The sequence below is a fragment of the Spirosoma fluminis genome (assembly GCF_054778895.1).
This window is the reverse complement of the sequence record NZ_BAAGZD010000004.1, coordinates 835592-859637: the sequence shown is the minus strand read 5'-3', so window position 1 is coordinate 859637 and position 24046 is coordinate 835592. Positions and strand designations below refer to the sequence as shown.

20 protein-coding genes are annotated in these 24046 nt (G+C 51.5%); 11 read left to right on the top strand and 9 right to left on the bottom strand.

Features of this window, described 5'->3' with window-relative positions:
* Window positions 1-84 precede the first annotated feature (84 nt).
* Window positions 85-603, bottom strand: coding sequence for a DUF4494 domain-containing protein (locus ACYVBJ_RS09275; protein WP_460982008.1), 519 nt, complete (start codon window positions 601-603; stop codon window positions 85-87).
* 255 nt (window positions 604-858) lie between these two features.
* Between ACYVBJ_RS09275 and ACYVBJ_RS09270 the strand changes: the two genes are divergently transcribed.
* Window positions 859-1407 (top strand): YceI family protein, encoded by a 549-nt coding sequence (locus tag ACYVBJ_RS09270; RefSeq protein ID WP_460982007.1) that lies wholly within the window; start codon window positions 859-861, stop codon window positions 1405-1407.
* Window positions 1408-1485: 78 nt separating this feature from the next.
* On the opposite strand, the gene ACYVBJ_RS09265 is transcribed toward ACYVBJ_RS09270, so the two are convergent.
* From ACYVBJ_RS09265 to ACYVBJ_RS09250, 4 genes are all read right to left on the bottom strand, one after another.
* Complete coding sequence (locus tag ACYVBJ_RS09265; RefSeq protein WP_460982006.1) at window positions 1486-3618, bottom strand: M3 family metallopeptidase; 2133 nt, start codon at window positions 3616-3618, stop codon at window positions 1486-1488.
* 197 nt (window positions 3619-3815) lie between these two features.
* Entirely contained in the window at window positions 3816-4274 is a 459-nt protein-coding gene (locus ACYVBJ_RS09260; RefSeq protein ID WP_460982005.1) for a hypothetical protein, read from the bottom strand.
* Between the two features lie 185 nt (window positions 4275-4459).
* A complete protein-coding gene (locus ACYVBJ_RS09255; RefSeq protein ID WP_460982004.1) occupies window positions 4460-5746 on the bottom strand; it encodes a dicarboxylate/amino acid:cation symporter in 1287 nt (428 codons plus the stop codon).
* Between the two features lie 36 nt (window positions 5747-5782).
* Window positions 5783-6310, bottom strand: coding sequence for an acyl-CoA thioesterase (locus ACYVBJ_RS09250; protein ID WP_460975787.1), 528 nt, complete (start codon window positions 6308-6310; stop codon window positions 5783-5785).
* A 223-nt stretch (window positions 6311-6533) separates the two neighbouring features.
* On the opposite strand from ACYVBJ_RS09250, the gene ACYVBJ_RS09245 reads away from it, so the two are divergent.
* The 8 genes from ACYVBJ_RS09245 to ACYVBJ_RS09210 all read left to right on the top strand — a co-directional run bounded on the left by ACYVBJ_RS09245 (window position 6534) and on the right by ACYVBJ_RS09210 (window position 16590).
* The gene (locus tag ACYVBJ_RS09245) at window positions 6534-6983 is read left to right on the top strand and encodes a DUF2147 domain-containing protein (protein ID WP_460982003.1); all 450 of its coding nucleotides are present in this window, start codon (window positions 6534-6536) and stop codon (window positions 6981-6983) included.
* 94 nt (window positions 6984-7077) lie between these two features.
* Window positions 7078-8223 (top strand): flavin-containing monooxygenase, encoded by a 1146-nt coding sequence (locus tag ACYVBJ_RS09240; protein WP_460982002.1) that lies wholly within the window; start codon window positions 7078-7080, stop codon window positions 8221-8223.
* Between the two features lie 57 nt (window positions 8224-8280).
* Window positions 8281-8466, top strand: coding sequence for a CsbD family protein (locus tag ACYVBJ_RS09235; protein WP_460982001.1), 186 nt, complete (start codon window positions 8281-8283; stop codon window positions 8464-8466).
* Between the two features lie 173 nt (window positions 8467-8639).
* The gene (locus ACYVBJ_RS09230) at window positions 8640-11486 is read left to right on the top strand and encodes a M16 family metallopeptidase (RefSeq protein WP_460982000.1); all 2847 of its coding nucleotides are present in this window, start codon (window positions 8640-8642) and stop codon (window positions 11484-11486) included.
* Between the two features lie 95 nt (window positions 11487-11581).
* Window positions 11582-12994: a leucine-rich repeat domain-containing protein gene (locus ACYVBJ_RS09225; RefSeq protein WP_460981999.1), complete on the top strand. Its 1413-nt coding sequence runs from the start codon at window positions 11582-11584 to the stop codon at window positions 12992-12994.
* 182 nt (window positions 12995-13176) lie between these two features.
* Window positions 13177-15666, top strand: a complete 2490-nt coding sequence (locus ACYVBJ_RS09220) for an outer membrane beta-barrel protein (protein ID WP_460981998.1) — start codon at window positions 13177-13179, stop codon at window positions 15664-15666.
* Between the two features lie 98 nt (window positions 15667-15764).
* Window positions 15765-16151, top strand: a complete 387-nt coding sequence (locus ACYVBJ_RS09215; protein ID WP_460981997.1) for an AraC family transcriptional regulator — start codon at window positions 15765-15767, stop codon at window positions 16149-16151.
* Window positions 16152-16203: 52 nt separating this feature from the next.
* Window positions 16204-16590, top strand: a complete 387-nt coding sequence (locus ACYVBJ_RS09210) for a VOC family protein (RefSeq protein ID WP_460981996.1) — start codon at window positions 16204-16206, stop codon at window positions 16588-16590.
* A 74-nt stretch (window positions 16591-16664) separates the two neighbouring features.
* On the opposite strand, the gene ACYVBJ_RS09205 is transcribed toward ACYVBJ_RS09210, so the two are convergent.
* Complete coding sequence (locus ACYVBJ_RS09205; RefSeq protein ID WP_460981995.1) at window positions 16665-17651, bottom strand: gliding motility protein GldB-related protein; 987 nt, start codon at window positions 17649-17651, stop codon at window positions 16665-16667.
* 226 nt (window positions 17652-17877) lie between these two features.
* On the opposite strand from ACYVBJ_RS09205, the gene ACYVBJ_RS09200 reads away from it, so the two are divergent.
* Window positions 17878-19536 (top strand): carboxylesterase/lipase family protein, encoded by a 1659-nt coding sequence (locus ACYVBJ_RS09200; RefSeq protein WP_460981994.1) that lies wholly within the window; start codon window positions 17878-17880, stop codon window positions 19534-19536.
* A 137-nt stretch (window positions 19537-19673) separates the two neighbouring features.
* A complete protein-coding gene (locus ACYVBJ_RS09195; protein ID WP_460981993.1) occupies window positions 19674-20561 on the top strand; it encodes a dienelactone hydrolase family protein in 888 nt (295 codons plus the stop codon).
* Between the two features lie 196 nt (window positions 20562-20757).
* Here ACYVBJ_RS09195 and ACYVBJ_RS09190 read toward each other — a convergent pair whose 3' ends face one another.
* The 3 genes from ACYVBJ_RS09190 to ACYVBJ_RS09180 all read right to left on the bottom strand — a co-directional run bounded on the left by ACYVBJ_RS09190 (window position 20758) and on the right by ACYVBJ_RS09180 (window position 23965).
* On the bottom strand, window positions 20758-20880 hold the full coding sequence (locus ACYVBJ_RS09190) for a hypothetical protein (protein WP_460981992.1): 123 nt from the start codon (window positions 20878-20880) through the stop codon (window positions 20758-20760).
* Between the two features lie 80 nt (window positions 20881-20960).
* Entirely contained in the window at window positions 20961-21518 is a 558-nt protein-coding gene (locus tag ACYVBJ_RS09185) for a hypothetical protein (RefSeq protein WP_460981991.1), read from the bottom strand.
* Between the two features lie 41 nt (window positions 21519-21559).
* Entirely contained in the window at window positions 21560-23965 is a 2406-nt protein-coding gene (locus ACYVBJ_RS09180; protein WP_460981990.1) for a TonB-dependent receptor, read from the bottom strand.
* Window positions 23966-24046: the final 81 nt, after the last annotated feature.

Sequence of the window (24046 nt, the reverse complement as noted above, 5' to 3'; positions counted from 1 at the left end):
TGCCTGGAATACAAACCTGATTTAGTAAAAGGCAATAATTGTGTAAAAAATGAGTGCCATTTTGCAAAATGGCACTCGGTACGCTTAAACAGATTCAGGCTTGGGGCTCACAACCTCACGTAAGGGCCGCAGGTTGCGCTGTTCTTCCTCATTGAAGGGGAAAATATCCAGAATCTTGGTTGTATTCACGTCGGTTATCTCAAACGGATCAAGGGCGGACTTCAGACTGACCTCCACGCGCTCATAGGCTTGCTTGGGCGTTTCGGCATTCACCAGCATGACGCTCGGTGTTTTCTTCTGCTTGCCCGTTTTTTCATCGTCCGTAATAAACATCGCCTTCACTTTGAACCAGGTCTCGCCCCCGTCTTCATTGAAGAAAACGTCGGCCAGTTTCATGCGCGAAATGTTTGTGATCTCAAAGTCGGGCGTGTTAGCCGCAATTTCCTGATAAAGCCGGGCTTCGGCATCCGTGTATGAAACAGCGTCAACCAGATAAGCTTCCGTAACGGTTTTCTGCTTGATAAACTCTTCGTTACGTGTACCGACGTTGCTGTCGTCAATAGGTTGTTGATAGCGGATTTTTCCGAGAAACCAGTTGGGCATGGGTCTGTTTTTTTATCGATTCGTGTATCTAAAATAGAACAATAGTCAGCTAACAAAAGTGTCGTTTTCCGGGCTAAAATCCCATATTCAGTTCATTTTATCTTAATTATTTTTACTGACCTGCAACCCGATTTGTAACTAGATAAAAGCCAGTTTCTGAATTTTTTTTACTACCCGTAAACTTTTTTGAAAAATTACATGTATATACATCAAATACTTATACATTTAATCTGTAACCAGACAATCATAGCCAAAATGGAAGCTCCAGCTTTTACCTCCACAACCTGGGTTATTGACCCTACCCACTCTGAAGTTCAATTTAAAGTGAAGCACCTGATGGTGTCGACCGTAACGGGTCATTTCACCCAATATGAAGGCCAGCTAGAAATGGCAGGTGACGACTTTGAAGATGCCAAAATTACCTTCTCAGCCGATATAAATAGCATCACCACCGGCAACGAGCAGCGTGACGGCCACCTGAAATCGGCTGATTTTTTCGACGCAGCGCAGTTCCCCAAACTGACCTTTGTGTCTACTCACATGAAAAAGACAGGTGACGATACCTACGAACTTGCTGGTGATCTGACCATGCGTGGCGTAACGAAATCCGTTACGCTGAAAGCCGAATATGGCGGTCAGATGCAGGACTTTTACGGCCAGACCAAAGCCGGTTTTGAATTGGCAGGCACCGTGAAACGTAAAGAATTTGGCTTGAGCTGGGATGCGGTTACCGAAGCCGGTGGCGTAGTCGTAAGCGACGACGTACGACTGGTGCTGAACATTCAGGTTACCAGGCAGGCTTAATCCATATAGATTTGCCCATGAAAAAGCCGTCCCGCAACTAGTTGCGGGGCGGCTTTTTTAATTGATACCGGTCTGATCTTACAAAATTAGCCCACTCCGACGTAGCATCGCTTTAGGAGACGGTTCACGGCCCCGGAATTTTTTGTACAACTCCATTGGCTTCTCGCTACCACCTTTTTCGAGCACGTTCTTGCGGAAACTATCAGCAGCGGTTTTGTTGTCCAGACCACCTTTTTCCTTGAAGAATTCAAAGGCATCCGCGTCCAGCACTTCACTCCACTTGTAGCTGTAGTAACCCGCCGAGTAACCACCCGCGAAGATGTGCGAGAAGGCCGGGCTCACAGCCACACCCTGCACGCGGGGGAACAGGTTGGCCACCGAATCAACCTTGCTTTCTACTTCAGCAATGCTCTCGCCGGTTGGCTTCTGACCGTGATAATACATATCGGTCAGACCCAGACGCAACTGACGCAGGTTAGCCAGACCAGCCAGGAAGTTCTGGCTGGCGCGGATCTTCTCGATCAGCTCGTTCGGAATCACTTCGCCGGTTTGGTAATGCTTAGCGAACAGTTTCAGGGCTTCGGGATCGTAGCACCAGTTTTCCATTACCTGCGAAGGCAGCTCAACGAAATCGCGGGGTACGCTCGTACCGCTCAGGCTTTCGTACTTACCGTTGGCCAGCATGCCGTGCAGTCCGTGACCGAACTCGTGGAACAGGGTGGTCACCTCGTAGAAAGTCAATAGCGACGGTTTGGTATCCGTTGGGCGGGTGAAGTTGCACACGTTCACAATATGCGGCCGAATGTTCTCACCGTTCTCCACTTTCTGTCCTTGTACGTCGTTCATCCACGCACCACTCCGCTTACCCGAACGCGGGAAATAATCCCCGTAGAAAACGGCCAGGAATTTGCCATCCTTATCAAATACGTCGAACGTCTTGACCTCTGGGTTGTAAACCGGAATGTCTTTCCGCTCTTTGAACGTAATGCCATATAGCTTGTTGGCCACGGTGAAGGCACCATTCAGGACGTTCTCCAGCTTGAAGTACGGCTTCAGCGTTTCGTCGTCGAGGTCGTACTTTTCTTTCTTTAGCTTCTCAGCGTAATAGCTGTTGTCCCAGGCCTGCAATTTGTCTTCAGTGAAGCCGTGTGCTTTGGCGTAGGTGGTTAACTCGCCGAGCTGACGTTCAGCGGCCGGACGAGCGTAGGTTACCAGTTCATCCAGGAAGCTTTGTACTTTGTCTTTCGAACCGGCCATGCTTTCTTCCAGCACGAAATCAGCGTGGGTTTTATAGCCCAGCAAATTTGCCCGTTCGTAGCGAAGGTTTACGATCTTCTGGATGATGGCCGAGTTGTCGTTCTTGTCGCCGTGGAAACCCCGTCCGTTATACGCCATGTACAGCTTTTTCCGGAGTTCGCGGTTGTCGGCATACTGCATGAACGGACCGTAGCTTGGTGCCTGTAATGTGAACACCCAGCCTTCTTTGCCTTTCTGCTTGGCGGTCGATTTGGCTAACTCCCGCACGAAATCCGGTAGGCCTGCGAGGTCTTTCTCGTTGGTGACTTCCATCAGGTATTCGTTGGTTTCGTTCAGGACGTTCTCACCGAACTGCAACGATAACTGTGACATTTCTTTATCGATGGCCCGCAGCCGCTCTTTGCCCTTGGCATCCAGATTAGCTCCGTTACGTGCGAAACGCTTGTAGGCCTTCTCCAGCAGCATAGCGCTTTCCGGATCGAGCTTCAGGCTGGCGCGCTGATCGTAAACGGCCTTCACGCGGGCAAACAACTTTTCGTTCAACGTAATGTCGTTGCCGTACTCGCTTAACATGGGCGACGCCTGCTTCACGATTTTTTGCAGGTCGGGGGTAGTTTCGGCGCTGTTCAGATTGAACAGAACCGACGTTACCTTACCCAGCAGATCGCCACTACGTTCTAGGGCAACAATGGTATTCTCGAAGGTAGGTTTCGCCGAGTTATTAACGATGGCGTCCACATCCTTACGTCCCTGCGCTAATCCTTCGGTCAGGGCGGGCAGGTAATCTTCATTCCTGATTTTGTCAAACGGAGCCGTCTGGTGGGGGGTTACGTACGGCGCTAAAAACGGATTCTGCGTCATTTTGGGTTGTTGGGGCGACGGCTGGGCGAAGGTTGCCGTAGCAACGACCGCCAGTAACGCCCCTGTCTGAATGATTCGTTGATGTCTTAACATACTGTTTTGTGGTATGAGTTTCCTCGAAAAATACGAAAAAAAGGCGGCTTCGTCAATCATTCGTTGCATGTACGGTTACATTTCACGTTGAGCGGTCAACGCGGTTTCGGGCAGTCTCTTCCGAGGTATTTTTCCAAAACAAAAAACAGCCAATCAAGCGATCGGCTGTTTTCTTCACCTCCTTCTTCCACTTCTAACTAATATCGATACGGGTCATTGCCAGGTCCCCGCCCATACCCACGGCTTCGTCCGGCGGTACGTTCATAGGGACGCATCCGATCAATGACCCGATCCCGCTGCTGCGGAGTAAGCACGGCCATCATATCGAAAAACTCACGCTGCCGCATCTGCCGGAACAGGTCACGCTGGCGAGGGTCACGGGGATTTATGTTTCGGGTTTGCTGCTCGAACCGGTCGCGCACCCGCCGAATGTCCCGCTCCTGCCGACGCGACAGGTTCAGCTCCCGATCCCACCATTCCAGGTGCCGATCGAACTGGTAGTCGTCGTAATCGTAGTTGTAATTAGGCTGATTGTAACTGGGCCGTCCGTACCCCTGGTTGTAGTCGGGTTGTTGTGGATAGCCGTAACGTTGCGCCATAGCGCCGGTAGTGAGCAGAGCAACCAGGGCAGCGGTTGCTACTATTGCCTTTTTCATGGTGATTGTTTTTATCAGGTTGTATTCGATGCTTTGAACAACCAGCCACGAAATGGTTTAATTTATTCTTGAAATAAATCCAAAATACAGACAAGTAATATAGATGCAAGCCTTAACTCACTAATAACTAGTTCGCCCGTTGGATGTAGTTTGAACCTCATTCAACAATTCAATCTGAAACAGCTTTAATATTTGTAATCAACCAGCGCATCCTCTTTCTCGCGCTTCAGCACCCGCAGGTATTTGGTCCGGTCAAATTCACCTTCGTTGTTGGCGATGAATATGGTAGCTACGGCATTACCAATGATATTGGTGATGGAACGGGCTTCCGACATGAACCGATCAACACCCAGCAGCAAGGCCAGCCCTTCGACCGGAATCACCTGGACCGCCGTTAACGTACTGGCCAGCACAATAAAACCGCTGCCCGTTACGCCCGCAGCCCCTTTTGAGGTGACCATCAGGATACCGATAATCGTCAACTCCTGCCCGAGTGTTAACTCAATACCGAATACCTGAGCCAGAAATATTGTGGCCATGACCAGGTAAATCGTTGTTCCGTCCAGGTTAAACGAGTAGCCTGCCGGAATCACCAGCCCCACCACGGAGCGGGAGCAACCAATCGCTTCGAGTTTGTCCATCACCTGCGGCAAAGCCGATTCCGACGACGAGGTGCCCAGAACGATCAGGAGTTCTTCTTTGATGAACTTCAATACGGCCCATAAGCTGACTTTGTAATAGCGCAGGATCAGATTTAGCACGACAAATACGAACAGGAACATGGTCGCGTACACCGTTCCCATCAGTTTGGCTAGGGGGAGTAACGTACTCAGCCCGTACTTACCGATCGTAAAGGCCATGCCGCCAAAGGCCCCCAGCGGAGCGAGCACCATCACGACGTTCAGGATGTTGAAAAACACCTTCGATAGGCGTTCAAACGTTTGGATAAGCGGTTTCCCCGTATCGCCCATGCGTGTAAGCCCCACACCGAACAGGATAGAGAACACAAGGACCTGCAAAATATCGCCTTCCGCAAAGGCCTTCACCGCGTTGTTCGGTACGATGTGCAGAAAGAATTCGGTCCAGTTCATACCGGCGCCCTGCTCGGCATATTTACTAACGTCTCCCCCAGCGGAGGCTGCGCCCTTTACGGCCGTCGCCTGAACGCCTTCACCGGGCCGGATGAGATTCGCCAGTATTAAGCCGATGGCTAATGCGCCCGTTGTGACAACCTCGAAGTAAAGAAGCGCCTTTCCACCGACCCGGCCTACCTTTTTCAGATCGCCCATGTTACTGATGCCCAGAACGATCGTCAGAAAAATAATGGGCGCAATAACCATCTTGATCAGACTGATGAACAGGTCGCCCAGTGGTTTTAGCTTGGCAGCCGTTTCGGGAAAAAAGTAGCCCGTAAGGATGCCTAACGTAATGGCAATCAGAACGCGGAAGGTAAGGTTATTCAGGAACTTCATACTGTAAATGTAGAGTGATTAGGGCGTAATGAACCGTTACGGGTTGTTCAGGGACACAATATGATGCTTGATAGACCGGATTCGGTCGTTGAAATTCAGGTTCGGAAAATCGATGTTCGGGACGAGCGTCGCTTCCAGATAGCCCATCACCAGTTCGTCGTGCGGAATGCGTTTGCCGGTGGCTACGCTAATGTATTTCGACGTAACCCAGAGTACGTTTTTCAGGTGCGTTTTCCCATCATCGGTCATGTAGTACTCGGTCACCGTGGTGTCTTCGTCGAAATAAATCAGGCGCGACATAATCCGTATCCATTCACTGACCTGAGCCGGCCGAACATAGGCAATCTGGTGTTGGTACACGACCCAGCTTGTGCGCAACTCCCGAAACAACTGCCCAGGGTTGAAATCGTAGATTTTGGCAACCTGATCTTCGCGGGCGTTGAAATAATAATCGAAGTACTTGGCGTTATTGAGGTGCTGCAGCGGATCACAGTCCTGAAACCGGATGATGGTCCGGGATTCAGTTTCGGTTGGATAGCTGCGGTTCGGATCGCGTTTAAACATACGTAGCAGAGTAGATGATTGGGCTGATTATTGAGAGTTTTACGAAGTAATGCACTATTTTGACAAGTTGCTTTCTTTAAAAGCGGTGACGGGCTATATCTGAAGCAAGCAAATCATTTCGTTCCAATAAATCCAGCCCGGCTGCCGGGGCCGTTCAGACTTTTTAGCGCATATTTGCGTTAGTACAACAAAATCACCGTTTTATTCCAATTCCGTATCAGTTATGAAACCCTCTCGTTATTTACTGGCTTTACTCTCCTTGTTCGTTACGTTAACGGCCTTCGCTCCCACAGATAGTCCGGATGCGGTAGTGGGCACCTGGTTAAATGGCACCAAGAAAGGACATGTTCAGATCTACAAGCAGGGCGGTACGTATTTCGGTAAGCTCATCTGGCTGAAAGAACCCAATGATCCGGAAACGGGAAAACCGAAAACCGACATCAAAAACGCGGACCCCGCCAAACGGTCACGCCCACTACTCAATCTGCCGTTGATGTATAATTTCAAACACGACGGCGATAATGTCTGGAGTGACGGCAAAATCTACAATCCCGAAGACGGCAAAGAGTACAACTGCAAAATGACCTTAAAAGACGCCAATACGCTGGACGTTCGGGGCTACGTCGGCATTTCGCTGCTCGGCAAAACGCAGACCTGGACGCGCATAAAATGAGTTATAAAGTCGTAAAGTTGCATAGTTGTCCAGTTCAGGCGGGCCCATACGTAGCCGGTCTCCACAGCATGACGAGCTCTTTAACTTTACAACTATGCAACCTTACAACGCTGGAACTATAATCATCGGAGCCGGTCCGGCGGGTCTGGCAATGGCGGGGCAACTGGCGCACCGCAAACTGCCGTTCACCGTTCTGGAAGCCAGTGACTACATCGGGGTTAGCTGGCGCAACCACTACGACCGGCTTCACCTGCACACGGTTAAGCAGTATTCGGCCTTACCTCACCTTCCCTATCCAGCGGAGTACCCCACCTACGTATCGCGGTTGCAGGTAGTCGAATACCTCGAACGCTACGCCGGGCATTTTGGCATAAAGCCGCTTTTTAACCAGAAAGTCGTCAGCCTCGAACGTATCGGCAATACCTGGCGGGTGCAGACCGAAACCGATACGTTTACGGCCGACCGCGTGGTGGTATCAACCGGTTATAACCGTGTGCCAAATAAACCGGAACTGTCCGGCCAACGTAATTTCCGGGGGATTATCTGGCACAGTCATGAGTACCGGAACGGTGCCCCGTTCCGAAATGAAAATGTGCTGGTGGTGGGTATGGGCAACACGGGAGCCGAACTGGCGCTGGACCTGTTGGAGCACGGTGCCAGCCCGGTTATTTCCGTCCGGGGTCCGGTCAACATCATCCGGCGCGACATGTTCGGCCGACCCGCCCAACCCACGGCTATTTTTCTTAACAGGTTCCCTAATTGGTTTTATGACTTTGTGGCCGGACTTTCGCAGAAACTGACCGTTGGCGATCTGTCGAAGTACGGTCTGGGCAAGCCCGCACATCCGCCGTCTTACGATACCCGGCGCGGGAAGATTCCGGTCATTGATCTCGGCACCATCGACCAGATCAAAGCGGGCGCAATTGCGGTTGTCCCCGCCATCGAGCAGGTAAACGCCCGAACGGTAACCTTTGCCGACGGTCGCGAACTACCCTTTGATGCCATTGTGCTGGCTACGGGTTACCGGCCGGGCTTAGCCCCCATTCTTGGCGATCAATTAAGTAATCAAGTTCTTAATGAACGGGGTTATCCAAAACACCTCTGGTTCAGCGATCCGCAACTGAACGGCTTGTATTTTCTGGGTTTCGCCACCCCGCTGACGGGCATCATCCACAACCTGAACCTCGACTCCAACCGGATTGCCCAACACATGGCGGCAAACAATCTGGCGGCTACCTAGTTTTAATTACGTAACCACGAGGGTTATACTATTTACTCAACAATAAACACTACGACCATGAACGAGACAACCATGAAAGGTGGATGGAACGAGTTAAAAGGTAAAATCAAACAAGCCTACGGCGACCTTACCGACGATGACCTCGCTTACGAAGAAGGTCAGGCCGACGAAATGTACGGCAAGATTCAGCAGAAGACAGGTAAGACCAAAGACGAGATTACCAAAGCGATTGCTGATTTGTAACGGATTAGTGAGTATATAGATACAAAGCCGGGGCTACTGCTCCGGCTTTTTTGTTTTACCGCTCATCCAATTTTTCGTTGCCCACCTCCGAAATCCTTTGATATTTCAGTGTTTTATAGCTAATTATACGACTGTTTTTTTTCGAACTACCCAATCATCTTTCCTCTATGCGTATGACTACGTTCAACAAGCTTTTTCGATCTGGATGGGCCGGATCGGGCTGGAAACCGTCTACCCTGCTGGCCGCTTCGGTATTAGCAGGCAGCGTTACGCTCGCCACTGCGCAGGACAAGTTGCCCGAAGGAACCACCAAAGGCGCTTCTGTAGAAGGCATTACAGAGTACCAGCTCAAAAATGGGCTTAAGGTGCTGCTTTTTCCCGATCCGTCGAAACCAACCATTACCGTTAACATTACGTATCTGGTTGGCTCCCGGCACGAAGGGCTGGGCGAAACCGGGATGGCGCACTTACTGGAGCACATGGTGTTTAAAGGTTCTACCAAGCACAAAAACATTCCGCAGGAGCTGACCGAACACGGTGCGCGGCCGAATGGAACCACCTGGCTCGACCGCACCAACTACTTTGAAACGTTTGCCGCTACCGACGAGAACCTGAAGTGGGCGCTCGATCTGGAATCGGATCGGATGATCAACTCGTTCATCAAGAAGGAAGATCTGGCCACCGAGTTCTCGGTTGTACGCAACGAGTTCGAAATGGGCGAAAACTCACCCCAGAACGTACTCAACGAGCGGGTTGTCTCGTCGGCGTTCCTGTGGCACACCTACGGCAATTCAACCATCGGTAACCGCTCCGACATCGAGAAGGTACCCATCGAAAACCTGCAGGCGTTCTACAAAAAGTTTTACCAGCCCGATAACGCAGTTCTGGTAGTAGCCGGTAAAATCGACGAGCCCAAAACGCTGGCCATGGTGAACCAGTATTTCGGCAGCATTCCAAAGCCAACGCGGGTACTGCAACCAACCTACAGCATCGAACCCGTGCAGGATGGTGAACGCTCGGTAACGCTCCGACGTGTGGGCGATACGAAAGTAGTGTCGGCGCTGTACCACATCATGCCCGGTTCGCACCCCGATTACCCGACAATGGACGTCGTGATTGAACTGCTGACGAACGAACCAAGCGGTCGGCTATACAAAGCGCTGGTCGAAACCAAGAAAGCCTCGCAGCAGTACGGGTATTCGTTCACGACCAAAGATCCGGGGTACGTGTATTTCGCGGCTGAGCTGCTGAAAGAAAAACCGCTGGATGACGCCAAAGCGGCCTTGCTGGGGGCGCTGGACTCGGTAGCCATCAAAGCCCCTTCGAAAGAAGAGGTTGAGCGGGCGAAGGCGAAGCTGCTCAAAGATGTTGAACTGAGCTTCAAGAATGCCGAACGGGTAGGTCTGGCCATGAGCGAATACATCGCTACGGGCGACTGGCGGTTAGGATTCCTTTACCGCGACGCGCTCGAAAAGGTAACCTCGGCCGACGTGCAGCGCGTAGCCAGCTACTACTTCAAGCCCTCGAACCGAACAATCGGTACGTTCATCCCCGAACAAAGCCCCGACCGCGTGGAGGTGCCCAATGCTCCGGATATTGCTGCACTCGTAAAGAATTACAAAGGCCGGGCGCTGGTGGCCCAGGGCGAAGCCTTCGACCCGTCGCCTGCTAATATCGACGGCCGTACCCGCCGGTCAGAGCAACCTAATACCATTGAGCTGGCTTTACTGCCCAAATCAACCCGCGGCAACGAAGTAAACGCCCGCATGACGTTACGTTACGGCGATCAGAAAAGTCTGATGAATATGGCGACCATCTCTGAGCTAACTGCGGCTATGCTCGATAAGGGCACCACCACCCGTAGCCGTCAGCAGATCAAAGATGAACTCGACAAGCTGAAAGCGCAGATGAGCGTTTCGGGCGGAGGCAATCAGGTCAACGTATCGATCAAGACGACTAAAGAAAATCTACCCGCCGTAGTTGCCCTGATGACCGATGTTTTGAAAAACCCGGTGTTTGATGCCAACGAATTCGAGAAACTGAAGCAGGAACAGCTGGCGGCTATTGAGTCGCAGCGGTCGGAGCCGCAGGCACTAGCGTCGATGGCGTTTCAACGTACGATGAATCCGTATCCGAAAGAAGACGTTCGGTACGTCAAGACCCCTGACGAAGAGGTAGCCGCCCTTAACGCCACCAAACTCGACGACCTCAAGAAGTTCCACAAGGATTTCTACGGCGCTCAGTCGGCGACTATGTCGGTTGTGGGTGATTTCGAAGAAGCGGCTGTCAAGAAAGTGATCAATAGCGAACTGGGTACCTGGAAAGCGGCCAAACCGTTTAGCCGCATCGTATCGGTTTATCAGGACATTAAACCAACTCCACAGGCGATTGAAACGCCCGACAAGGCAAACGCGCTGATGCTGGCCGGGGTCAATATTCCCCTGCGCGACGACGATCCGGATTATCCGGCGCTCGTGCTGGGCAACTACATGCTGGGCGGGGGCTTCCTGAACTCGCGGCTGGCCACCCGGATTCGCCAGAAAGAAGGCATCAGCTACGGGGTTGGTTCGCAGGTTTCGGCAAACCCACTTGATAAAACCGGGATGTTCATGACCTACGCCATCTACAATCCGGAGAATGCCGAACGCCTGGAAAAAGCGTTCCGGGAAGAACTGGAGAAAGTAGCGAAAGAAGGCTTTACCGCCGATGAGATCAAGGCCGCCCGCTCGGGTTTGTTACAGTCGCGGATGGTGGCCCGGGCTCAGGACCCGTCGCTGGCGGGTACACTCAACAGCTACCTGTACCTGAACCGGACAATGGCCTGGGACGCTGACTTCGAAAAGAAGATGGAAAGTCTAACTCCGGAGCAGGTTAATGCCGCGATGAAAAAACACATCGACCCAGCTAAAATCTCGATCGTTAAAGCAGGCGATTTTGCCAAGTCGCTGAAGAAAGTTGCCGAAAAACAACCGACCAACCAGGCCCCTTCCGCAGCGGGTGGTGGCAGCAAGAAAAACTAAGCATAGTGCCGAAAAACGACCGGAGCCTAAAAACTCCGGTTTTTTTATGCGTACTAACTACAAATATCGTTATTTACCTAAAAATCGAGTTGGCTATGAAAAAACTGCTTTTACTAACTGCTCTGTGTTTGTTTGCCTTACCCCTTATTGCCCAAGTTAAGGTGCAGGCAATGAACGATTCGATTAATTACAAGAAGTTACGTAGCGAGTATCCGGCCGCCGTATCGCCACCCGAACAGGCAACTAGCCGGGACCTGGCCTTTCAAAAACTATCGGCCGACTACTGGGCTGATTTCCATCGGTTCCTGAAGAAAAAAGGATTCCGTCCGGACACCTCACTTGTCTTATTTTTAGAAGGATATTTTCAACCCACTGGTAAAGCAGATCGGTTATTATATCAATATTCAATCAATAATTTACGTCCGTCGGCCAAGACAGAGCAGCAGTTTGTAAGCCTGCTGACAGAGTACCTGAATGAACGGCCTTTACCCGTCAATTCTAGCTTAGTGTGGACCACGTTTCGTTTAGGAAGTCAATTTTCACTAGTCAAAAATTCAACCCGCAGAGTGCTTAAGGGTCCTGGCGTTATAGGCGATCTGACCACGGCCGCTCAAACGACCCGACCGGATACGGTCAAGAAAATCTGGTTCGGAGGGCTCGACCTGGAGCAGGTACCGGAAGTGATTTATCGGTTTACCAACGTGGAGGAGATTTCGCTCAGCAACAACTACCTGACATCGTTACCCGCCCGGCTTACGTCTTTACCTCATCTGCAACGACTTGATTTAGTGTCAAATCGGCTCCGGGAAGACAGCGTGTTTTTCGCCTACAATAAGCATTTAAAATCAATAAATATCCAAAAGAACGCCCTGACCAATGTACCAGCTACGATTGGCCGGAACCGCCGACTGGAAAGCTTATGGCTGGGTAATAACGACCTAAACGCAATTGACAAGAAAGCACTCCGTCGATTGCATCGGCTCAACGACCTGAATCTGTACAACGCCGGGCTGACGGAATTACCCAAAAGTGTGGGACGTTTAAAACGCCTGAAAGTACTGGATCTGTACTATAATAAACTGTCTCAACTTCCTCGCCAGATCAGTCGAATGAAACGGTTAGAGCAGCTAGCCCTTGCTTATAATAAGTTTAATACCCTTCCTACTTCATTGACTAAAGTACGTCGGCTACAAGTTTTGTACGCTCATCATAATCGGCTTAGTCAGTTACCGACCGCATTCAGGCAATTAAGCCAACTGCGGATTCTTGATATTAGTCACAATGGGTTTATTACCATCCCGGCCGTACTTGGTACGTTGCCTGGTCTGGAAGAGCTAAGCCTGAATAACAACAGCATTCAGGATTTTCCCACTGTGCTTACGACCATCAAGGCATTAAAGAAGGTCTACATGAGCGCCAACCCGCTATGGGGTCGGGAAGCGATGACAAGCCCCTATGCCAAGTACGTGGAGCAGTTGCAATCGAAGCAGACGGAGGTGTTTTATTAACCCATAATCCATCGGTTTCACCCGGGGAACACCAGCCCCAGCATTAACCGACTAGCGATCAAAAAACATCCTGTGCAGTTCATCCCGATTTTTTGTCAGTTGAGACGTAATGGTAAGGCGAGTCAGAGACCAATGAGCTACTTTGACCGCCGTTCTACTACGTATTCAACCTGATACTACACATGCGCCGATGTCTATATGCTTTTGTTTGCCTGCTGCTCTCGTCTCGTCTGACCGCCCAAATTCCCAACGCAGCTACCGTTACGGGTGTTGTGCAGGATGCCGCCGGTAAACCTATCGAATCCGTTACGGTACTGCTGGTACAGGCCACTGATTCCAGCGAAGCAGCAAGCTCAAAGACGACGGAGCACGTAGTAAAAGGTACGCTTAGTTCCGCTCTCGGACAGTACCGGTTCGAAGGCGTTCAGCCGGGACGGTACCGCGTAGCGACTTCCCTGCTTGGCTATCAGAAAGTTTATAGCGTTCCGTTCACAATCGATCACCAGCAAAAGCAGGAACTTCCTCCACTCATAATTCGGGAAGAAGCCCGTCAGCTAACGAACGTAACGGTGAAAGCACAAAAGCCGTTTATCGAGCAGCACATCGATAAAACCGTCCTAAACGTCGAAAACAGCCTTGTGTCCAGTGGCGGCACGGCCCTGGACGTGCTGGAGAAAGCGCCGGGTGTGGTTGTGGACCTACAGTCAGAACGTATTAATTTGAACGGACGGGAGAACGTCCTGGTGATGCTCGACGGCAAACCGACATACCTGTCGACCGCCCAGGTGCTCGATTTATTACGTAACACACCCAGTAACACCATTGAGACCATCGAGCTAATCACAAACCCATCCGCTCGCTACGATGCTGCGGGGTCGGCGGGCATTATCAACATCCGGTTAAAGCGAAACAAGTCTGCGCAGCCGATGAATGGTAACCTCACGCTGGGAGCGGGCTATGGCCGATTTGCCAAATACAATTCGGCACTGACCTTAACCGCACGGCCCGGTAAATGGAGCTTGTTTGGTAATTATGGTTTCGATCAGCGCGACTACTGGTCAGCCTCCTCCATCGACCGGCGGATGGCAACCACCAATCCCCCCAGCCTGATTCAGCAAACCAATTACCGCCCCATTCAGAACACAACCCATACGTATCGACTCGGGGCCGATTACGCGTTCAGTAAAAAGACGACACTGGGACTTCTGGTTAACGGCCTGAACACCATCGGTAAAACACAAGGAGCAACAAACAGCAACATCTACCAGTCGAACGTACTGACCGCAACGCAGCGAACTGAGAACGACAACCGGCGATCGATCGACCGGCTGGCCGGTAATCTGAACTTCCGGCACCAGTTCGATTCGACCCGGCGGGGTGGCCAGGGACGGGAGTTGCTGGTTGACATCGACTATTCGGACGCTACGTTCCACCCGATCGACCTGTTTGAAACGCGCTACCTGAATCCGCAAAGCCAGGAAACAGCGTCCTGCTTTTATCAGCGGCTGAACACCCTGTTTCAAGCCTTTATCCGGGCCGCCAAAGCCGATTACGTTCATCCGTTCGACAAACGAACGACGCTGGAAACGGGCTGGAAAAGCAGCTACGTAACCCTCAACAACGATTTACTGGCAGAAACCAAGCTCGTCGAAGAAGGACAGAACGCACCCTGGCAGCGAGACAACAGCCGAACCAATCAGTTTGAATACCAGGAATTTATTCACGCAGCTTACCTGACCGGCCGACGCAACTGGTCGAACTGGACGCTGCAAGCGGGCCTGCGGGCAGAGTACACGCATACAGAAGCCCACTCGGTCACAAACAGCAGCACGGTGAGCCGTTCCTACATCAACCTGTTTCCCAGTGTTTTTTTAACCCGAAATCTGGGAGAGAATCACCAGCTTCAATACTCGTTCAGCCGACGTATCGACCGGCCGAATTACCAATACCTGAACCCGTTTATCCGCGTGTTTGACCCTTACACGTATCAGCAGGGGAACCCCTATCTGAACCCGCAATACACCGACGCGTTTCAGGTCACTTATAGCTATAAAAACGAGACGACCATCAGCTTCGGTTATAACCGAACGCACGACGTCATTGTCGACATCAACGAGCAAAACGACCAGACCGGCGTTACCCGCATTACGTTTATTAATCTAGCTCAGCAGCATAACCTCAGCTTAAATCTGAGTGCTCCGCTGCGGTTCACCCGCTGGTGGTCGTCGCGCAACTCAGCCAGTATTTTCAACAACGCCTACCGGGCGGATGTAGCCGGAACACCCTTAAACTACAGCCAGTTGTCGGCCAATCTGACCAGTAGCCACACATTCGGCTTTGGCCACGGCTTAACGGCCGAACTGAACGCATCCTATAATTCGCCTTACGTATACAGCCAGAATCAAATGAAAGCGTTTGGGCAGGTAAGCATCGGCGTTCAGAAAAGTCTCTGGCAAAAGAAAGCCACGTTACGTTTTAACTGGAACGATCTGTTCCAGACGCAGCGCTTCTACGGCAAGGTTCAGTTTCAAAACATGGATTTTCATTTTGCTACGTACAGCGAAACACGCGTGGCCCGGCTAACCTTCACCTACAATTTTGGCAACCGCGACCTGAAAGGCACAGCCAACCGCCGAACGGTATCGGACGAAGAACAACGTCGAATGAATTGATGAAGTCACGGGAGCTGGCGTACGTAATTTTAGACCTGTATCAGTTGTAAATCTGCTTACGGGGCTCCTACTTGCCCAATGAAACGTACTGTAGCATCATGAACTTCTACAACCGTCAGGTAGCGAACCGACAAGCACAGCTTCAGGAGAAAGCGCATCTCATCCGACTGGTTATACGCTCAAAGGCCTTTATGGATCGACATTTTGCGGAGGGGATTACGCTTGACGATATCGCTCAGGAAGCCTGCCTGTCAAAATTTCATTTTTTGCGGCTATTCAAATCGTTTTACGGAGTAACGCCCTGCCAATACCTGAAATTTGTCAGGATCAGCCAGGCCAAACAGCGCTTAAAAGCTGACGAATCCGTTGCTGACGTTTGCCTGGCCGTCGGTTTTGACAGCGTAACTTCATTTGCCGGATTGTTTAAAAGCATTACGGGTTCAACTCCGGTGAGCTATCGTAAAAAAGCAATTTTGAAGAAGTGAAGTTGGTAGTTGACAGAGACCTTTGCGCTGGACTATTCATAGATGATCTCCCATGCGAATCAGAACGACCAGTGTGCTGGTTAATGACCAGCCAAAAGCGTTAACGTTTTATACTGACATTTTGGGCTTTGTAAAAAAGACCGACATCCCGCTGGGCGATCATAGCTGGCTGACCGTTGTGGCGAAGGATGAGCAGGATGGGGTTGAGCTTCTACTCGAACCAACCGCCTTCGAGCCCGCCAGAACGTATCAGAAAGCCTTATTCGACGCGGGAATTCCGGCAGCATCGTTTCAGGTTGACGACGTTGAGGAAGCGTATGAGCGGTTAAACAAGCTGGGCGTCGTTTTTACGATGCCACCAACCCAGATGGGCGTTGTTAAACTCGCCGTACTTCAGGATACCTGCGGTAATAATATCCAGATCGCGCAAATGCTATAGAATCCAGCTTGTGCGCGTCAGCGGATGCCAGGCGATTTTCAGCACAGTTGGCCAGTCGCCTGGTTCAGGAGTGGCTACGGTCGGCGAGGCTGGTAACCAGAAGCCACAAGGAAGTTTTTTGCGGTATCATCGGTCAGGTTTAACTCGATCATGTACTGGAGTGCTTCCGGTTTGTCTTTAGCCTTTTCGTAGTAGCTTTTGCAAATCTGGTATCCCACGAAGTAGCCTAAGTCGCGCATCGGCTTTCCATCAATCTGCCGCTCGCCATACAGCCAACCTGTATTGGTGGTCTGATTCATGTCTTTTTTGAACTCTTCCCAAACGCGTAGCTCGTGCTGCAAACCAAACGCAATGTATCCCTCGGGATGGAGTTGAGCTAATCGCTGACCCAGTACCAGTTCAGCCACAAAGTCCGCCATACCTTCGCTGATGCACTTACCGAGCAAATGCGTATGTGTCTTCTCGTATTCGTTCAGAAGCTGCGGGTTGCTAATGATTTTATTAAAGCTCCGCTGCTCATATTGCTGCGTGTGGGTAAACTCATGAAGCACCAGGTAACTGGCCCAGTTTGGGTCGGCACTCGCGCCTATCTCCGTACCAATGTAGACGGTGTTGTCCCGGATGGTTCCTCCCGAATTATTAATACCCACGCAGAAGTAAATATCCCCCTCCCTGAAGTTCGGATAATACCGTTTGAATAAGGCAACCTTTTTCAAGATTTCCGCTTCCTGATTCAGTGCGGACAGGATATGCGGGCGCTTTTGAACCAGTTGTGATTTGTTGGTCGCCATGAACATCCGCCATGTCGGGGTGCTGCCGCCCCGAAGCTCCATGAACTCCTTCAGGCCCTTACTCGCTTTGTCGACGTACAGTTTTTGGATAAAAGCGGACTGTCTTGACGTATCGGACGTTGTCATCACGCTGTCGAAAGCCTCAAAAAACCGGGGCAGATCTTCCGTATGCAACCTGATCTGGGCGTAGCTGTTGGGGCGTTGAAGAACGCAGAATAAAACCAGGCCGACGTAAAACAGCTTCTGATTCAGTGTATTTCGGATGGGCATGGGACATTCTTAATGCACAAATGTAAACAACAGGGTCCAGGTTCGGCGCTGAAAATCGCCATTCTATTCTGTAACGATCAATTGCTCTTCTTTTTTAGTATGCCTTAGCCATCAAAACTAGTAAAACTTAGCCTTGTCGCCCTTTTCAAGCCAGATCATAAACTAAGCGCTACTATGCTCATTCGCTGGGCATTTCGTTTTCTTCAACCTTTAGCATGAGTCTGCAATGAAACCGTCAAGACGTAATTTTTTACAATCACTGGGTGTGGGCGTGGCCGGTTTAGGCGTAACGCAAGAAACCAGGGCCGCCAGCTTATTTCCGCCAAAAGCCATAAAGCCAGCCGGCGACGAGCAGGTTTTGTTTGTGGGCGACAATATCGCCATTGCGAACACGGAATACGGAAAAGTCAGAGGTTTTATTCTGCGCGGCATCCATCAGTTCATGGGTATCCCCTACGGGGCCGATACGTCCGGAAAGAACCGGTTCATGCCACCCCAAAAGCCAGCTTCGTGGACCGACGTGCGGCCTGCGCTCTGGTGGGGCAACTCGGCTCCGCAGATTATGGAAAAACGTTACGCTAACCCTTACGCTTCGTTTGTCGATCACTGGAACTACGACGACGTATCGGAAGACTGCCTGAAACTGAACGTGTGGACACCCGCGCTGGACTCGCAAAAACGGCCGGTAGTCGTCTGGCTGCACGGGGGCGGCTTCGTCAACGGCAACGGAATCGAGCAGGACGGGTATCATGGCGAAAACATTTCCCGCTTAGGAAATATCGTTTTCTGCTCACTCAATCACCGGCTTGGTGCGCTGGGCTATACGCACCTGAAAGCGGCCGGGGGCCATGCAGCCTCGGGTAACGTAGGGAATCTGGATATGGTAGCGGCCCTCGAATGGGTCAAAAACAACATTGCCAACTTTGGTGGAGACCCCAACAACGTAACGATCATCGGGCAATCGGGCGGTGGCGCTAAAGTGACGACGCTCATGAACATGCCGTCCGCCAAGGGCCTGTTTCATAAGGCAGTTGCCCTGAGTGGCAGTTCACTGGCTGGCGTCAATAAAGAGTACGCCGAAAAATTAGGACTTAAGGTCATGGAGGAAGCGGGTTTGAAGCCCGGCGAAGTCGAAAAACTCCAGCAGATTCCGTGGCGCGAATACATTGACATCGCCAACCGGGCGGCCGAGAAAATGGCCGACGAAGCCAAGCGGATGAATCTCATGCGGGGTGGGTTCTCCCCCGTAGCCGATGGAGCCTCCCTCAGCGATAAGCCTTTTTTCAGCAGTGCCCAGGATTTTTCGGCCGATATTCCGCTGCTGATCTGCTCAACTTTCCATGAGCAAAGCCCCAGCCGAACCGATGCCAAACTGGAAGCCATTACGTTGGCCGAAGTGAAAGAAAAAGTAAAACCGCGCTTTGGCGATAAATCCGGAGACATTGTCGATGCCTACGCGAAGAATTTCCCCAAGGCGCGTCCGATTGAAATCTGGGCGCTGGTGATGTCCAATCGCAAAAACGCCATTGCCACCGCCGACGCCAAGGTATCTCAGCAAAAGGCCCCTGTATACGTAGCGTGGTTCGGCTGGCAACCGCCCCTGTTCGATGGCCGGATGCGGGCCTTTCACTGCGATGACATTTGCTTCTGGTTCTACAACACCGATCTGATGCTCACGCATACGGGTGGTGGCAAGCGGCCTCGGGCGCTATCGGAAAAGATGGCAAGATCGTTCCTGAGCTTTGTCAAAACGGGTAATCCAAACGGGGGCGGTTTACCCACCTGGAAACCGTATTCGACCCAGAACGGCGAAACGATGATTCTGGACGACGCGCCCGCGATGGTTAATGATCCGGACCGCGAAGCCCGGAAAACACTGGCGTAACCAGCAAAAACCGGTACGCTACCGCCCAACTGCTGCTATACTGACTGGACAGAACCAACGGTTTAGCAGCAGTTGCAGCTTTTATTCAACAGATCAGCAAAATTCGTTACATTTAGAAAAACGCATTACAAACGATCATGGACCCAATCAGAAAAGAAGACGTCAAACAGGAAGTGTTTGATCTGTACGACGACTACGCCCACAATCGCATTGACCGGCGCGAGTTTGCCCAAAAGCTATCGGTATACGCCGTGGGCGGCCTGACATTAACGTCGTTGATGAGTTTTCTCATGCCCGATTACAAAGGCGGTGTTCAGATCAAAGCGGACGATCCTCGCCTGAAATCAGAATACGTTACGTATAAGTCACCCAAAGGCGGAGGGTCGATCAAAGCCCTGCTATCGAAACCGGCCGATGCAAAAAAGCCGCTCGGGGGTATTATTGTTGTCCACGAAAACCGGGGTCTGAACCCACATATTGAAGATGTAGCCCGACGAGCGGCTCTGGCGGGCTTCGTTTCGATTGCGCCCGACGCGCTAACTCCACTCGGTGGTTATCCGGGGAATGACGACGCAGGCCGGGAACTGCAAAGCAAACGAAACCGGGATGAGATGCTCCAGGATTTTATAGCGGCTGCTGACTACCTCAAAACCAATAAGGATTGTAACGGCAAAATTGGAGTTGTTGGCTTTTGCTTCGGGGGATGGATTGCCAATATGATGGCGGTACAGGTTCCCGATCTAGCAGCCTCCGTTCCGTTTTACGGAGGGCAGCCAGCCGTCGAAGATGTTCCCAAGATTAAAGCGCCCCTGCAGCTGCATTACGCAGCGTTAGACACCCGCGTAAATGAGGGCTGGCCAGCGTATGAAGCGGCTCTTAAAGCCAATAACAAGTCGTACGAAGCCCACATGTATCCAAACGCCAACCATGGCTTTCATAACGACACGACCCCTCGCTACGACAAAGCAGCAGCCGAACTGGCCTGGAAACGTACCGTTGACTTTTTTAAAGCAAAGCTTTCCTAAAGTCGAACGATACCTCGCTGGCAGAGCGGCTCATAAGTTCGGGCTTTAAACACATACCTGTCCGTTGCTTCTCAACGAACAGGTATGTGCCTATCCGAGCAGCCTTCTGAATTACGACGTATATTGCTCAACTGCCGAATCATGCCCATTCAAAGCGTGCCTGTTCATGCGTTACGTTGAAATAGCCTACCCAGTCCTAGGCTCGCAGCAGCGCTTGATCATGGGGTAAGTCGGGAAACAGAATCATTAGATTGAGCGCAGTTTTGATCAGATCAGTAGCCCGTTCTTCGGTTCGATTCGTTTGGGGAGCTGTAGTCATGGCAGGTTCAGAATATAGCTGCAATGACCCCGTCCGCGGCAAAAGGGTTGGCAGACTACCAACAAAAAATCATCTTTCGCTTACTGAATCACGACGTTAAAATCGGTATCCAGGTCGGAGGTACCTGGTGTTGCCGTCCCGTTTTTAACGTCTGGCTGATGGCGAAGCACTACCTTCAATTTACCTGATCCAGCAGCCCCCGTTTTTAGTTCGGTTTGCAATCCGAGTGGGTACGGGCCAGGGGCTGGGTTCGTATCTTTATCCGTGATCGTCACGGCCAATGCTAAACCCGAACTGGGTGTATAAACAAACAGGTGTTCATTAGCCTCCGTTTTGATTCCGGCCGTTACGTCGAGAACGGGTGTTTTTGTTTTGTCGAGCAACGTAATCGAACCGGTGTAGGTTGTGTTCGCCTTCAGCGTTAGCGTAGCCTTGCTAAGATCAGCCTGTGTAGTGAGGTTATCGATCGTGGCGGTCACGGTTTCGGTTGGCGTAGCCTGGTTCGTGAGTGTAAACGTAACCGTCGTAATCGCTTCGTTATCCTGGGTTGGCGCTACATTTTCTTCGTCGTTCTTACAGGCCTGAGCTAAAATAAGAAGTGAAACAACAAAAAGCAGCCGTGTTTTAAGCGTGTTCATACGTAACAGGTTATATGTGAAACTTTAACTGTAATGCGGCATTAAGCCCTTCTCCCGAAGATTAAAGGCGCTTTGACTTTTAACATGATAGTACGACCGGGCTCATCGGCGAAGTAGCGAAAGCGGTCGAGGTAATCGCGGTACGATTGATTGAGCAGGTTTGCGCCGGTCAGAATGATCTGCACAGGCTGGCTTCGTAACCGCCATGAGAAGCCCAATTCAGCCCCCAGCAGCGTATAGGCCGGTGGTGGAGGAGCAAAATCGCCCGTAAAAATGATCTGTCCGTTCTCCTGTCGCTGGGTAGTGGCGGGCACCCGGTTCTGCCGGGCCACGTATAGCCCATTCATACCCAAATACATACCGGATATACGTCTCTGTCCCGAACCGGTCTGATCACCCAATTGATAGCGCAGCCCGTTATCGGTTCGGTTGGCCGGAATGTAGACCAGGTAGTTCTGGTTCGTGTGATCGTAGGCGTATAACAGCGATGTTTTTGAGGTAAATGTCAGTCGATCGCTGAGTTTATACTGAATGGTTGCATCAACACCCCGAAAGCTGGCCTGAACCTGGCTGTACGAATAGGACGGGAACGCACCCCGCTGGCGAACGATGGGTACGGAGTCCGGTTTCAGGTAGATGTAATTGTCTATTTTATTGTTGTAAAGGCTAAGCTCAACGGACAGCCGTTTACCGGTGTAATCAACCGACAGACTGGCGTTATAGGCATACTCCGGCTTTAAGTTCGGGTTACCCCGCTCGTAGGCTACGGCACTTTGGTGCAGCCCATCCGAATACAAATCGCTGACCGTGGGAGCCCGCCAGGCCGTGCCAAGATTAGCCGAAAGGGTAATTTGTGAGATTAGCTGATAGGTAGCGCCAAGCGAGCCCGTAACATCACGCCAGTTGTGCGTCCGATTCGTGGTTTGGTTGGTGGTCTCATCGAGGAAATAGGCGCGCAGCCACCGATAATCAAAACGCAATCCGCCTTCCAGGGTCCAGCGGTCGCGGGCGTAGCGCTCAATGGCGAACAAACCAGCCCCGTAATTCCGGTAGTTCGGGATAAGGAACAGGTACTGGCGCACATTGCTCTGCGTGATACCGTTGATTCCGGCGGTACCCGAAAGTTGGCCTCCATTGGCTGTCTTAACCGGCTGATGCGCCCACACCAGATCAGCGGTTTGGGTTGTTAATTTTAAATACAGTTCAGGATCGGTTACGCGGCTGAAGGATTGACGATCGTACTCCCGGCGAACATTCTGCTGCTGAGCTACGATAGCGGTTAACGTTCCCCAACGGTCAGACCGGACGAAGGCTTTCACTTTTAGCAGATCATGCTGAACCTGCTGATAGGGCCGACCAAGATCGTACGAGAAACCAGGCTGGCTAATGGGCTCAGATCGCGCAATGGCCGCATAAAAATCAGCTAAGCTGCCCACCTGCGCACCCGTGAACAGCCCCACCTTCGTCGAGAACTGGCTATAGAACACCTCCACACCCGCATTCTGCCGGGTGTAGTTCAGGGTGCCCGATACGTTGTTTTCGTGATAGCTGCTGTTTTCCAGGTAATAGTTCGGCGTTTTTGTGTAACCCACCCGTTTCAGCGTTCCTTGCAATCGCCAGCTTAAACCGGCCAACTTTTTACCAAAAGCCTGCTCGACCATCGCCGATACGGTACCCTGTCCGCCATTGGTACCGCCAATCAGATTCAGCTCGCCAGCGAATCCGGGTGCAGTCGGCATCGCTTTGGGCTCAACCAGGATCACGCCCCCGATGGCATCCGACCCGTACCGGACGCTGGCCGCGCCCTTAATAACGGTGAGTTGAGACGCGACAAACTGATCGATCTGCGGAGCGTGCTCACTACCCCACTGCTGATCCTCCTGCCGCACGCCGTTGTTGAGCGTAATAATCCGGTTGCTGTACAGTCCGTGAATAACCGGCTTTGAAATGGAAGGCCCCGTCTGAATGGAATAGAGGCCGGGCAGCGTTTTCAGGCTTTCCCCCAGCGATTGCCCGCGAGTGGCCGCAAGCGCGTTACCTCCTAACGTACTGTGGGTCTGGAGCAGTTGGTTCGCTTCTGATCGATGTTCACGAACGACGATCTCCTGCAAGGTTCGCGCATTGTCAATCAGCTCGACCGGAGCCAGCCTGATGGCTGAGTCTCCACTGACAGTTATCGGGAACGTAGTGCTCGTATAGCCAACATATTGATAGACGAGCGTATAGGAACCGGGGCAAAGCGCCTTTATCTGGAAGGAACCGCTACTATCCGTTACTGTTCCCGTGTTTAGTTCACGAATAAATACGTTTGCGCCCGACAAGGGCTGATGCGTATTATGGGCCAGCAGACTACCCGTTAACTCAGCCAGACAGGCGGTTTGCGCCAGACCCGGCTGTACGGCCACTATTACCACCAGTATGGTTAATGCACACTTTGTTCGTTTCACCCAGTCCATTCGTTCGTGTACCTGTCGAGCAACAGTGCACGACCATTATTGCAACAATGTTGCAAATATAACGAACAACGA

Bases quoted from the DNA above. Each gene is read 5' to 3' on its own strand.
- ACYVBJ_RS09250 (WP_460975787.1), bottom strand. From the start codon at position 6,310: ATGTTTAAACGCGATCCGAACCGCAGCTATCCAACCGAAACTGAATCC.
- ACYVBJ_RS09245 (WP_460982003.1), top strand. From the start codon at position 6,534: ATGAAACCCTCTCGTTATTTACTGGCTTTACTCTCCTTGTTCGTTACG.
- ACYVBJ_RS09200 (WP_460981994.1), top strand. From the start codon at position 17,878: ATGAAACCGTCAAGACGTAATTTTTTACAATCACTGGGTGTGGGCGTG.
- ACYVBJ_RS09255 (WP_460982004.1), bottom strand. From the start codon at position 5,746: ATGAAGTTCCTGAATAACCTTACCTTCCGCGTTCTGATTGCCATTACG.
- ACYVBJ_RS09225 (WP_460981999.1), top strand. From the start codon at position 11,582: ATGAAAAAACTGCTTTTACTAACTGCTCTGTGTTTGTTTGCCTTACCC.
- ACYVBJ_RS09230 (WP_460982000.1), top strand. From the start codon at position 8,640: ATGACTACGTTCAACAAGCTTTTTCGATCTGGATGGGCCGGATCGGGC.
- ACYVBJ_RS09270 (WP_460982007.1), top strand. From the start codon at position 859: ATGGAAGCTCCAGCTTTTACCTCCACAACCTGGGTTATTGACCCTACC.
- ACYVBJ_RS09220 (WP_460981998.1), top strand. From the start codon at position 13,177: ATGCGCCGATGTCTATATGCTTTTGTTTGCCTGCTGCTCTCGTCTCGT.
- ACYVBJ_RS09260 (WP_460982005.1), bottom strand. From the start codon at position 4,274: ATGAAAAAGGCAATAGTAGCAACCGCTGCCCTGGTTGCTCTGCTCACT.
- ACYVBJ_RS09210 (WP_460981996.1), top strand. From the start codon at position 16,204: ATGCGAATCAGAACGACCAGTGTGCTGGTTAATGACCAGCCAAAAGCG.
- ACYVBJ_RS09275 (WP_460982008.1), bottom strand. From the start codon at position 603: ATGCCCAACTGGTTTCTCGGAAAAATCCGCTATCAACAACCTATTGAC.
- ACYVBJ_RS09190 (WP_460981992.1), bottom strand. From the start codon at position 20,880: ATGACTACAGCTCCCCAAACGAATCGAACCGAAGAACGGGCTACTGAT.
- ACYVBJ_RS09205 (WP_460981995.1), bottom strand. From the start codon at position 17,651: ATGCCCATCCGAAATACACTGAATCAGAAGCTGTTTTACGTCGGCCTG.
- ACYVBJ_RS09185 (WP_460981991.1), bottom strand. From the start codon at position 21,518: ATGAACACGCTTAAAACACGGCTGCTTTTTGTTGTTTCACTTCTTATT.
- ACYVBJ_RS09195 (WP_460981993.1), top strand. From the start codon at position 19,674: ATGGACCCAATCAGAAAAGAAGACGTCAAACAGGAAGTGTTTGATCTG.
- ACYVBJ_RS09235 (WP_460982001.1), top strand. From the start codon at position 8,281: ATGAACGAGACAACCATGAAAGGTGGATGGAACGAGTTAAAAGGTAAA.
- ACYVBJ_RS09215 (WP_460981997.1), top strand. From the start codon at position 15,765: ATGAACTTCTACAACCGTCAGGTAGCGAACCGACAAGCACAGCTTCAG.
- ACYVBJ_RS09240 (WP_460982002.1), top strand. From the start codon at position 7,078: ATGCAACCTTACAACGCTGGAACTATAATCATCGGAGCCGGTCCGGCG.
- ACYVBJ_RS09265 (WP_460982006.1), bottom strand. From the start codon at position 3,618: ATGTTAAGACATCAACGAATCATTCAGACAGGGGCGTTACTGGCGGTC.